At 60.4% G+C, this 13,919-nt stretch carries 3 protein-coding genes; all 3 read left to right on the top strand.

Annotated elements, in window-relative coordinates; all coding sequences use genetic code 11:
* Positions 1-124: 124 nt before the first annotated feature.
* Entirely contained in the window at positions 125-4,546 is a 4,422-nt protein-coding gene (locus S58_RS29450) for an RHS repeat-associated core domain-containing protein (RefSeq protein WP_083938699.1), read from the top strand.
* Positions 4,547-4,553: 7 nt separating this feature from the next.
* The gene (locus S58_RS37875) at positions 4,554-5,009 is read left to right on the top strand and encodes a hypothetical protein (protein WP_015669070.1); all 456 of its coding nucleotides are present in this window, start codon (positions 4,554-4,556) and stop codon (positions 5,007-5,009) included.
* 200 nt (positions 5,010-5,209) lie between these two features.
* Positions 5,210-13,642 carry a calcium-binding protein gene (locus S58_RS29445; RefSeq protein WP_015669069.1) on the top strand — a complete coding sequence of 2,811 codons (8,433 nt, stop codon included), beginning with the start codon at positions 5,210-5,212 and terminating at the stop codon, positions 13,640-13,642.
* Positions 13,643-13,919: the final 277 nt, after the last annotated feature.

Here is a 13,919-nt window from a genome sequence, read left to right as displayed (position 1 = left end):
TTGAAGCTAATGTGGATAGCCGTGTTGTTCGATTGACACGTTCAGGTGATATCGTACCATAACGTCAATCTTAAATTGAGTCGCTTTTCGTCGCTGTTGTTGGCGCAATCAGACGTTGGGGCACATGATCCAGGTTGGAAAATTCGTACGGCAATCACAATGGCTGTCCTCAATCATATTCTCGAAGATCATCGTACTCGTCGCATTTATGGTCTGCTTCGAACCTCAGTTTGCGATCGCCGGCCACTGGTTCAATCCACACGGCGACGTTTGTTCAGATGGCATTACGTGTGCGAGGCAGGATTTTTGGAAATATTGGGCTGTAGAGGGAGGCGTTGTTCTAGATAAATGTTATTATAACTATAACAGCGGCGGGGTCCTGGTTGGCGCCGGTTGTGATGGTCATTCGGGCGGGGCGTATCGCGGCGGTGTAGGCTTGTTCGGCTGCGATCCTGGGGAGGTTGCTTCTGGCAGCGGCTGTCTGGTCCTTCCCCCGGCGGATCACTGCCCATCGTGCCGAGATCAGATTGCCAATCCCGTCGATCTTCGCAGCGGCATGAAGATCGAGACCTATACCGATTTCACGACGCGGAGCGGCAGCGATGGCGGCGTGTCGCTCAAGTTCGAGCGGTTCTATACGAGCGATCAGGCGACGCTGAGCGGGCATCTGCGTCCGTCGCGGCTAGGCAGCGGTTGGCGGTCGAATTTCGATACCGGCGCCATCATAACTCCCAGCAATGTGACGATTACGCTCCCCAACGGCGAGGTGGTCTTCTTCAGCTACGTCAGCTCCACGGGTCTCTACGCGCAGAGCTACTACGACTGGAGCCTGAAGAGCCTCGTCATTGGCAATCGCAGCCGGGCCGCGACGTTGGTCAAGAATGCCGCCACGCAGCTCTACACCTTGACGACCGACGATAATATGAGTTGGGTCTATGACGCCAACGGCGTGCTGCAGTCGATCATCTTCCAGAATGGCTATACGCAAAATCTGACTTACGACGGCGCAGGCAACAACACTCAGGTTGCCGACAGCTTCGGACGGACCTTGCAGTTCACCTATACGCCACAGGGGCTGCTCGATACGATGACGGTTCCGGGTGGGCAGGTCTACCGCTACACGTTCATTCCGCGGTACACGATCGTCGGCACGGGCGATCCGGATCCGCTGAAGATGGCCGCGGACTTCTTTGCCCTCGAATATGTTATCCAGCCGGACACGACCGCGGATCCGGCGGACAATCCGCGGATCCGCTATCATTACGAGAATGCGAGCTTTCCCTATGCTCTGACCGCCATCACCAACGAGGCCGGTGTGCGCTACGCGACCTGGACCTACGATACGACGGGACGGGTTTTGACATCGGAGCATGCGGGCGGCGTCGAGCGCTATTCGATTGCTTATGATGATGCGGCGAACACGGCGACTGTGACCAATCCGCTGTCGAAGGTCGCAGTGTATCATTACACCAAAGACGCGAGGGGAAATAACATTCTCGCCAGTATCGAGGGGCAGCCATCTGCCAATTGCGTCGGCTCGGCTTCCGTCATCGGCTATGACGTCAACAACTATGTCACCGACGAGACCGACGAAGAGGGGCGGACCACGCATTATGTCCGCGACAGCCGGGGCAATCCGATCGTCGTCACGCGCGGCTATGGAACGCCACTCGCGCAGTCGAACAGTTACACGTGGCATCCGACGCTCAATGTTCCCTCGCGCGCGGTCGAGTCCGGCATGACCACTGACTTCACCTGGACCGGCGGTCTTCTGACCCAGCTTACGAAGACCGATACGACCAGCCAGACGGTGCCATATTCGACCAACGGCCAGACGAGAACCTGGACCTACGGCTACACCACGGCAGGGCTGCTCGCCTCTGTCGATGGCCCGCTGCCAGGGTCTGGAGATACGGTTCTCTACAGCTACGACCAGACCGGCTTCGTGGCGACGATCACCAACGAGGTGGGCCACGTCACTAAGGTGATGTCGCACAACGGGCGTGGGCAGCCGACCACAGTCCTCGACCCCAACGGCGTCTACATCAACCTGACCTACGATCCCCTTGGCCGCTTGAAGAGCACGGCCGTCGATCCCAGCGGCCTGGTCGCGACGACGTCGTTCGACTATAACCCCATGGGCGACGTCAGCAGGATTATCAGGCCCAACGGCGCGTTCCTGCAATACAGCTATGACGACGGCCGTCGTCTCGTCCGCGTGCAGGACAATACCGGGGCCACGGTCGAATACGACCGCGACAATCTCGGCAACGTCACGGCGCGGCGGATCAAGGATCCGAGCGGTATTCTGCAGGCGTCGCAGACGGCAACATACGACGAGCTCGGCCGGCTGCTGACCTTCGTCGGCGCATCCGGGCAGACCTGGACCCACGCCTATGATCGCACCCACAACGAGGTCTCGGTCACGGATCCCCGCGCGAACGTGTTCGGATCGAGCTTCGACGGTCTCAACCGACTGATCGGCACAACGGACGAGGAGGGCAACGCCGTCACTGTCACCCGCAACGGCGCCGACGACATCACCGCCTATACCGACCCGCGCTCGCTGACCACCAGCTACGTCCGCAACGGTTTTGGCGAGATGATCCAGCGAGTAAGCCCGGACAGCGGCACGACGACCTACACCTTCAACGTCCAGGGCAAGCCGACGCAGATCGTCGATGCCCGTGGCGTCGTTACCAACCTGATCTATGACAATGCCGGCCGTCTACTGGCGAAGCAATATCCGGCGGCGCCCAGCGAGAACGTCACCTATACCTGGGACGACATCAGCAACGGCAACAAGGGTAAGGGGCGGGTCACCCGGATTCAGGACGCGACCGGCTCGATCGACTGGACCTTCGACGCGCTCGGGCAGGTGACGCAGGAGCGCAAGGCCACAGGCTCGGCCATCTATGCCGTCGGATACAGCTATGATCTCGATGGCAACATCATCCGCATGACCTATCCGTCGGGGCGGGTGGTCGATTATACACGAGATGCGCTCGGTCGCATCACCGGTGTGACCTCGCGGACCGGCAGCGCTACCGTACCTCTGGCGTCTAACGTGACGTATGGCGCGGCGGGGCCGTTGCAATCGCTGACATACGGCAACGGTCTGACGCTGATCAAGACGTATGATCAGGACTACCTGCTCAGGCAGATGCTTGTGACGGACACTTCATCCGGAACCGACGTGCTCAATCGGCAATACAGCCGCAATGACGGCGTCAATATTACGGATGTTATCGACAACCTCGACGCGTCACGCAGCGAAAATTATTCCTATACACCGACCGGCCGGCTCGAACGTGCTACCGGCCCCTGGGGCGTTTTCGCCTATGCCTACGATTCCGTCGGCAACCGGGTTCTCGAGTCCTACGACAGCCGTGGTACTGTTACGGAGCAGGTGACAGACTACGAGACGACGTCAAATCGGCTGGTCGACGTGACCAGAAACGGAACGGGCGTCCGAGCGTTCAGCCATGATGCGGCCGGCAATATCACCATCGATAACCGGTCTGGTACGATCTATGCCTACCGATATAACAACCGGGGGCGACTTGACGAACTGAGCGTCAATTCAGCCGTCACGGCCGATTACAGTTATGACGGGCTGGAGCGCATGGCGGTCCGCACGGTGCGGGCCGTCTCGCCACCAAGCACCATGCATTATGTCTACGACCTCACCGGTCATCTGATCGCCGAGGCGACAGCTGCCGGCGGTGTCACACGGGAATATATATGGCTCGACGATATGCCGCTCGCGCTGGCGGATGATCTCGACACGGGGACGCCTAAGCTCTGGTACGTCCACGTCGATCAGCTTTACCGTCCGATTCGGATGACAGACAACGGAAAGAGCGTGGTCTGGAATGCGTATTTTTTGCCGTTCGGCGCAGTGGATCTGATACTTGGATCCGCTACGAACAACCAGCGCTTTCCTGGACAGTATTTTCTGCTGGAATCTGGACTCTACTACAATTGGAGTCGGCACTATGACCCGACGTTAGCTCGGTATGTGCAGCCAGATCCCCTGGACTTCATCAATGGGCCTAGCATCTATTCGTACGCTAAATCTGCGCCGACAATGCAAGTAGATCCTACTGGTTTGCAAGTAGTAGTGCCAGTTCCGTTCCCGGGGCCGTTACCGGCACCCGTACCGGGTCCGACACCTGTGCCGCAGATTCCGATGCCCAAGTTGCCATTATGGTGGAAGTATGTTGGGCTAATCTTGCAGATGTGTCAGCAAGTCGTTCCTAATGCTCTGGATCCGCCTGGAGACTGTACGGATGATGAGCATCGGCGCTTGCAGGATGATGTGAAAGCCAAGTGCGGTGCGGCAACCCGTTGCGTTGGGACTGATTCTGTAGAAGTTTTGTATGACAAAATTGATCTACACATTGAATGTATGGATGCTCGAAAGCGCATTAATGACGCGTGCTTCCGGGGAGGGAACCCGGGGCATGTCGAGGAAGTCAGACAGCGTGAACGCGCTATTGATAAGTGTCGGAGTTTGTTGGCCCAGCCACACTTGAGAAAGTGATAAGAGCATGACAGGCAAGAAGCCGGTGGAACTATTGGCTCCGCACGCCAGAGCGAATCCTACTTTGGAATCAGCCGAAGCTGAGGCAATGTTTCGAAAATTCATGTCGGGGGAGTTCTCCTATGATGAGATATCGAATCGGCCCGATTCCCCGGCGTATGCTTCTGCAGAAGTGCTAGCCACAATCCTGCCTCTGATGATCGACGAATGGTTAGCTCGGGACGATATGGAGAACTTTCTCATTTATCCGATGCTCGCTGCAGTCGATCCCGAAGAGGAAGGGCGAAACTGGAAAGCAGAAAGAACGCAAGAATTGACAAAGCTCGTTGACCATGAAGCGGTGGAAAAAATTCTGAAACTAGTGGCAGCTGCGCGAGTCGACCCTCCTATACCAATGGACGAGTTGGATCGGATAGCAGCGTTTTGGAATAGCAAGCTTGGCTCTCGTGGTTCTCCAGCTTAGAAATTCAATAGGCTTTATGTCGATGCGCTCTTGAGCAAACTTGAAACCTTACTTGATCTACAGGTTGCGACAAGAATCGCCGCGAATGTGTTTCAAGCTAAGCAAGCACAAATTCTGGCTTCGACGGCGAGCAGCTGATTCGATGGACTGAAGAGCTCCGAGTTTTAGATACTATCACTTACCCAACTTATGAGGTGTTCGTGGCTACAATCTTCGGCACATCAGGCAACGACGCGCTCACCGGCACATCGGGCGCCGACACGATCTACGGCCAGGCCGGCGACGACACCCTGATTGGTGGGCTCGGCAATGACACGCTGCAGGGCGGGCTCGGCAATGACACCTACATCTTCAACCGCGGTGACGGCCAGGACACCATCTTCGACAACGGCGCCGGCAGTGGAGAGGTCAACACGCTGCAGTTCGGAACGGGGATTTCGGTGTCGCAGGTCACCGTCAAGGAGTCCGGCACCGGGGATCTCGTGCTGAGCATCACCGGCACCACCGACAAGATCACCTTGCGCAATCAGCTGATGTCAGCGGCCGGCGGCGTCGATCAGGTCGTGTTCGCCGATGGCACGGTTTGGAACCGGGCGGCGCTGCTGGCGCTCGCGACGGCGCCGACGAGCGGCAATGATACGTTCTATGGCGACTACAACGCCAATACGCTGAACGGCGCTGCGGGCAACGATGCGCTGTCGGGCGGTGCCGGCGACGATACGTTGATCGGCGGGGCTGGCAACGACACACTGTCGGGCGGGGTCGGCAATGACACCTATGTGTTCAACCTCGGTGATGGCCAGGACACGATCACGGACAATGGCGCCGCGAGCGGCGAGACCAATACGCTCCAGCTCGGCAGCGGGATCCTGCCTGCGACTGTGGTCGTGACAGAGGTGAATGGCGGCGCGGATCTCGTGCTCGCGATCAGCGGCACGACGGATAGGATCACGTTGAAGAACCAGCTGGTGTCGGCCACCGGCGGCGTCGATCAGGTCGTCTTTGCCGACGGCACGGTGTGGACGCGCGCGGCGCTGCTGGCGCAGGCGACGGCGCCGACTGGTGGCAACGACACGTTCTATGGTGACTATCTCGGCAACACTCTGAACGGCGGCGCCGGCAACGACACGCTGTATGGCGCGGGAGGCGACGACGTTCTGGCCGGTGGCACCGGCAGTGATGTGCTGGTCGGCGGCGCCGGCAATGATTCCTATCTGTTCAATCTCGGCGACGGCCAGGACACGATTCTCGACAACGGCACTTCGAACAGCAGCGAGGTCAACACGCTGCGATTGGGAGCTGGCATCGCCGTCGGCGCCGTTTCCGTGACCGAGGTCAATGGCGGGCGCGACCTGCTGCTCTCGATCGCCGGGACGACGGACAGCGTTCTCCTGCAGAACCAGCTGATTGCCAAGACCGGGGGCGTCGACCAGGTCGTGTTCGCGGATGGCACCGTCTGGAGCCGGGCGGACCTGCTCTCTCAGGCGACCCTGCCGACGCCGGCGAACGCCACCCTCTATGGCGACTACGCCGACAATGTCCTGACCGGCGGAACTGGGAATGATACGATCTATGGCGCGGCCGGCAACGACACACTCGCCGGCGCCGGTGGCAACGACTACCTCGAGGGAGGCGTCGGGAACGATACCTATCTGTTCGGCCGCGGTGGCGGCAGTGATCGCATCAACGACAATGGCGCGGCGGCCGATATCGATCGCCTGCAGTTTGCGGCTGATATCGCGCCGGCCGACATCGTGGTGGCGCAGGCCAATGGCGGGCAGGACATCGTCCTGAGCATTGCCGGCGGCAGCGACAGCGTCGTGCTCGGTAATCAGCTGGTAGGCACGACAGGCGGCGTGGATCTCGTGCAGTTCGCCGACGGCACGGTGTGGGACCGCGCGACATTGCTGGCGAAGTCGCTGCTAGGGACCAGTGGCGACGATGTCCTCGGCGGCGACGATACGGCCAATACACTGGCGGGCGGCGCGGGCAACGACCGGCTGATCGGGCGTGGCGGCGCCGACACGTACATCTATTCGCTCGGCGATGGCGTCGATGTGATCGACGATCAGGCCAGCAGCGATGGTGATACGGTTCTGCTGCATGGCATCGTGCCGAGCCAGGTTCATGTCGTGCGCAGCGGCGACAATGCCCTGCTGCTGTTCGAGGCCGATCACAGCAGCCGGCTGACCTTGGCAGGCCAGTTCGCCGGCACCGGCACCATCGAGCAGGTCGTGTTCGATGATGGCACGGTGTGGTCGAGCTCCGACACCCTCGCTGCGGCGATCGGTGGAACGGACAATGTCACGCTCGGTACCAATGCGGCCGAGACGATCGTTGGCTCCGGCATCAACGATACGCTCGAGGGGCTGCGCGGCAACGACGTGCTGCAGGGCGGCGGCGGTGACGACACCTACATCTTCAACGCCGACGATGGCCAAGACACGATCATCGAGGCCGGCGGAACCGATACCCTGGCGTTCGGCCGCGGCCTTGCCGCAAGCGACGCGTTCCTGCAGGCCGTCGGAAATGATTTGTACGTCCGGTTCCGCAGCTCGACCGACTCGGTCCTGATCCAGTCGGCCCTTGCGGCTTTCTCCGCGATGGTGAAAAATGTCCATTTTGCAGATGGTACGAATTGGAATCTGACCAAGCCGCTGACGTTCACCTACATCGGGACCGATACGAACACCGTTCTGACCGGCAGCTCCTACGGCACCAACATCTTCGAGCTTGGGCCGGGCGGCGATACCGTCACGGCTGGCTCGGCCAACGATGTCGTCATCTTCAACCGCGGCATCGGCCATGCGACCGTTACCCTGACCGGCACCGGAGCGACGTTGAAGCTGGCTGCGGGGATCGCACAGTCCGAGGTGACCGTCCAGACCGCCGTCAATGGCGACGTCGCAGTGGTGCTCGCGGGCACCAGCGATAGTGTCACCTTTCTGGGCGCTGGCGCTAAAGGCCTGAACACGATCTCCTTCGCTGACGGCGCGGTCTGGCGGCTGATCTCCGGCACCTCCGGCAACGACACTCTGAATGGGGGATCTGGGGTCGATTTCATCAACGGCGGCCTTGGGGCTGATCAGCTCAATGGCGGCGCCGGCTCCGATACGTTCTTCTACAAGGGCGGTGACGGCAATGACACGATCACCGAGAGCGGCGCGGCAGATGGCAGCGTCGACAAGCTCATTCTGATCGATATCATGCCGTCTCGCGTGTCCTTGACGCGTAACGGCAACGACGTCACCCTGGTCATAGCTCCAAGCACGCAAGGAGGTAGCGACGGCGGTTCGGTGCTGCTGAAGGCGGAGCTGGACAATCTCAATGGCCAAGGCGTCGAAAGCATCATTTTCGCCGACGGGACCGTCTGGTCGCCTTCTATCTTGCGTACGATGCTGATCTCGATCGCCGGAACGGCTGGTAACGACACGCTGACCGGCACCAGTGGGTCCGAAATCATCGCCGGTGGACTCGGCGACGACACTATCGACGGCGGCGGTGGATCGGATACGTATCTTTACAATGCGGGAGACGGAAATGACGGGATCACCGATAGCTCGGTCTTTGACGGCGCCACCGACCAGCTGGTGCTCGGTGCGGGCCTGACACCGTCGGCTTTGGTGATCAGCCGAAATGGTACGGACATCATCTTGTCCTTTACCAACCAGCCAGGCTCCGTCCGGTTGGTTGCGGAGGACGGCGGAGTTGGCACCGGAATCGAGCAGGTGGTGTTCGGCGACGGGACGATTTGGAGCAAGCAGCAGCTGGAGAACGCCTACATCGCGCAGCAGATGGCGGCGGGCGCGACCAGCATTACCGGCTTCGACCAGAACAATGACGTGATCATCGGCACCAGCGGTAACGACACGCTGTCTGGCTTGGGCGGCAACGATACGCTGACCGGCGGGGCGGGGAACGATACCCTGGACGGCGGCAGCGGCTCCGACACCTATATCTACAACGCCGGTGATGGCAACGATACGATCACGGACAACACCGCGTTCGATGGATCGAACGACAGGCTCGTTCTGGGGGCGGGCCTGACGCCAGCCAACCTCGTGATCAGCCGGAGCGGCAGCGACGTCACGTTGAGCTTCAGCGATCAGGCGGGTTCGATCCGCATGGTGGCGTTTGACAGCGGCGCCAATGTCGGTCTCGAGCAGGTGGTGTTCGGCGACGGGACGGTGTGGAGCAAGCAGCAGCTGGAGAGCGCCTACATCGCGCAACAGATGGCGGCGGGCGCGACCAGCATCACCGGCTTCGACCAGAACAACGACGTGATCATCGGCACCAGCGGTAACGATACGCTGTCTAGCTTGGGCGGCAACGATACGCTGACCGGCGGGGCGGGGAACGATACCCTGGACGGCGGCAGCGGCTCCGACACCTATATCTACAACGCCGGTGATGGCAACGATACGATCACGGACAACACCGCGTTCGATGGATCGAACGACAGGCTCGTTCTGGGGGCGGGCCTGACGCCAGCCAACCTCGTGATCAGCCGGAGCGGCAGCGACGTCACGTTGAGCTTCAGCGATCAGGCGGGTTCGATCCGCATGGTGGCGTTTGACAGCGGCGCCAATGTCGGTCTCGAGCAGGTGGCGTTCGGCGACGGTACGGTGTGGAGCAAGCAGCAGCTGGAGAGCGCCTACATCGCGCAGCAGATGGCGGCGGGCGCGACCAGCATTACCGGCTTCGACCAGAACAATGACGTGATCATCGGCACCAGCGGTAACGATACGCTGTCTAGCTTGGGCGGCAACGATACGCTGACCGGCGGGGCGGGGAACGATACCCTGGACGGCGGCAGCGGCTCCGACACCTATATCTACAACGCCGGTGATGGCAACGATACGATCACGGACAACACCGCGTTCGATGGATCGAACGACAGGCTCGTTCTGGGGGCGGGCCTGACGCCAGCCAACCTCGTGATCGGCCGCAGCGGTGGAGATGTGACGTTGAGTTTCAGCGACCAGGCGGGCTCGATCCGCATGGTGGCGTTCGACGGCGGTAGCAGCAGCGTCGGTCTGGAGCAGGTGGTGCTCGGCGACGGCACGGTGTGGAGCAAGCAGCAGCTGGAGAGCGCCTACATCGCGCAACAGATGGCAGCGGGCGCGACCAGCATTACCGGCTTCGACCAGAACAACGACGTGATCGTCGGCACCAGCGGTAACGACACGCTGTCTGGCTTGGGCGGCAACGATACGCTGACCGGCGGGGCCGGGAACGATGCCCTGGACGGCGGCAGCGGCTCCGACACCTATATCTACAACGCTGGTGACGGCAATGATACGATCACGGACAACACCGCGTTCGATGGATCGAACGACAGGCTCGTTCTGGGGGCAGGGCTGACGCCAGCGAACCTCGTGATCGGCCGCAGCGGTGGAGATGTGACGTTGAGTTTCAGCGACCAGGCGGGCTCGATCCGCATGGTGGCGTTCGACGGCGGTAGCAGCAGCGTCGGTCTGGAGCAGGTGGTGCTCGGCGACGGCACGGTGTGGAGCAAGCAGCAGCTGGAGAGCGCCTACATCGCGCAACAGATGGCAGCGGGCGCGACCAGCATTACCGGCTTCGACCAGAACAACGACGTGATCGGTGGCACCAGCGGCAACGACACGCTGTATGGGCTGGGCGGCAACGACACGCTGAAAGGGGGCGCCGGGAACGACTATCTCAATGGCGGCAGCGGCGCCGACACCTATATCTACACGTCGGCTGGCGGCAATGATGTCATCGAGGACAGCACGAACGACAACGTGCTTGTGATGCAGGACATTGCCTCTACAGCGGTAATCCTGAGCCGGCCTGGCAATGGCGCCGATCTCGTGATCGAGAACACGCTGACAGGCAAGACTATAACCGTGAAGGGCCAGTTCAGCAGCGGCAATCTGGCGAGCGTAACCTTCAATGACGGCGTCACGTGGACTGCTTCGGCCATCGGCGGCATCATTGCGAGCCAGCCGGTCATTCTCGGCACCGATGCGGCCGACACGATCACCGGCACGGCCAATGCGGAGATCATCGACGGCCGTGGCGGAAACGACGCCCTCAACGGCGGTAGCGGCGCAGATACCTATCTCTTCCGGGCTGGATCTGGAAACGACGTGATCCAGGAGGTCGTCGCCAACACCGGCAATGACGTCGTCGAGCTCGTGGGATTGACCGCGGCCGACGTCGACATCACGCGCAGCGGAAACGACCTCCTGCTTCGTATCCTGTCGAGCGGCGAGACACTCACGATCAAGGACCAGTTCCTGGGGGCGGGCACTGTGGTCGAACTGCTTCAGTTCGGCGCGAGCGGGAGCGTTGTCGACCTGCGCAACAACGCGGCGCCGACTGTGACCATCACGAGCGCTGCCGAAACGAGCAACGTCGCCGTTCAGACCATCACAGGGACAGTAACATCGGGTGGGATTGCCAAGGTCGCCGGGCAGACCGTCACCCTGACCGACAATGGCGTGCCGCTAGGAACGGCAACCGTGCAAGCGGACGGCAGCTTTGCGGCAACCGTGACATTGCCCAACCAGGGAAGCAACGCGATCGTTGCGAGCGTGACCGACAGCTTCGGTAGTACTGGCTCCAGCGCATCTGTGGTCGATTTCCTTTACAGTCTGGCTCCGACGGTTGCCATTACGGGTGTGTCCCACAACGGCTACGGAGCTACCCAGACCATCGCTGGGACCGTGGTCTCGGGTGGAGCCGCTACGGTCGTTGGCCGGTCCGTCACGCTGACGGACAACGGCGTGACTGTGGGCACAGCGACGGTACAGGCCAACGGCACTTTCTCGGCGAGTGTCGCGCTGCAGCGCTTGAGTGGAAATGCGATCGTTGCAACAGTGGCCGATAGCTACGGCAATGTCGGCACGAGTCCCGCGATCGTTGACAGCTATGCCGGTGTCCTGCCGAAGATTACCGGCACCATAACAGGCCAGATGACGACGTCGGAGGCGTCGGTTCATCCGTTCAGCACGGTGACGATCGAAGATCTAAACGTCGGCGCGACGGATACGCTGACGATCACGTTGAGCGGGGCGGGCGGAATCTTGTCGGGTACAGGACTGAGCGGTTCGAATGGCGTCTATACGCTGTCGGGCAGCGCGTCCACGATCACCGGCCAACTGAGAGCGTTGACATTCGCTCCAGCCGAAGGCGTGCCCAATACTAGCGGCACGACCACGTTCACCTTGTCGGACAGCAGCACCGGATATGTCGCTCCCGCCTATGGCGGAATAACTGTGCTGGCCTCGTTCAACGGCAACAACGGACAAAGCCCCGCTGGTGGTCTGGTGATGGACTCGGGCGGAAATCTTTTTGGAACTACATCTTATGGTTATGCGATCTTCGAGCTTGCCAAGAGCGGGAGCGGATGGAGTTCGCCTACGCCGCTCGCGGGTATTGGTTCCGCGAGCAGTCTGTTCGTGGACGCCGCTGGGAATATATTCGGGTCCGGCCTGGGCGGCGCAAACAACGCGGGTATCGTTTATGAGCTTGTCAAGAATGGCAGCGGGTGGAACAGCAGCGTAACGACGTTAGTTTCGTTCAATAACGCCACGAGCGGTTCTTATCCATCCAGCCCCACCATGGATGCGGATGGAAACCTGCTCGGAACCGCTATGCTGGGCGGTAGCGGTGGTCGCGGGACCGTTTATGAGATCGTCAAAACAGCGAATGGGTACAGCAGCACGCCGACGGTTCTCGCATCGTTTAACATCAGCAACGGAGTACAACCTTTCGGTCAATTGATTTTTGATTCGGCCGGAAACTTGTTTGGAGCGACGGCCACGACGGTCTTTGAAATCCCGAAGTCCGGAGGAAGCTATGGCGCAATGATCGTGCTTTCCAGTTCGATATCTCCAGCCGGCGGACTGATCATGGATTCAGATGGCAATCTTTACGGGGTCGATGCCGCTGGCGGGAATGGCAATGGCGCCATCTATAAGTTGGCGAAGACGAGCAACGGCTACAGCAACACGCCGATCGTGCTCGCGTCTTTCAGCAGCGCAGGCCTCTTTCCCTCGGGACCTTTGGTGATGGATGCCGCGGGAAATCTATATGGAACGACCGGTACTGGCAGTATCTCGGGACACGGAGCTATATTCAAGATTGTCAAGAGCGGCAGTGGTTATGACAGCGCCCCGGTCTTCATGAGCACTTTCACTGGTCTAAACGGCTTGTATCCTAGCCAGCTCATCATGGATGCCGCCGGTAACTTGTTCGGAGGAACGCAAGGTGGCGGCCAGTATGGCCAGGGCGCCATCTTCAAGCTCGGGGTGAATTCCTCTTCAGCTGTCGCAGCTGCTGCCGTTGATGCTGCCACGACGGTTATTGATACGCGCCCTGCCTTGACATCAGCGGTGACCGTCGCAAGTACGGCTCAGGCGGCCAATATTAGCGCTCAGACGAGCTCGGAGGGGGGCAATGCTGATGGTGTAAATCTGGCTGCGATCCTCGGGAGTATTGGCGAGGCGAGCGCTGGCATCGATACCGATAGACAGATCGCTCAACTCGTGCAGGCAATGGCGACGTATTCCACGGCCGAGTCGAGCTTCCTGGCCTCTCCGATGTTGGCGTCCATCAACAATGATGCCGGTCTACAGAATGCGCTGGCTGTGGCATTGTAGGACGAGAGCCGTTCGCTGCTGCAGGTTGGCTTGCGGGCAAACTGGTTGAGCGCCTGGGTGGCGCAATCGGGGGCACTCTTCCGACGATGTTTGTCCGACACATTGAGCGGTAACAAGATCTCGCTGCACGGCGAAGATGCGATAGCGAAGCCCCGGTCTCGCCCGTCCCAGCAGGGACTCTAGAGCAGCCCAGATCGTGGACGTCGCGGGTGTACGACTCCAGCTACCGTGATCGAATAGCGCTCGAAATCGGCGCGAACTGAATCTGTTGCTTGAT

The organism is Bradyrhizobium oligotrophicum S58, assembly GCF_000344805.1.
Classification (GTDB): Bacteria; Pseudomonadota; Alphaproteobacteria; order Rhizobiales; family Xanthobacteraceae; genus Bradyrhizobium; species Bradyrhizobium oligotrophicum.
This window is presented reverse-complemented; position numbering and strand designations above follow the sequence as displayed.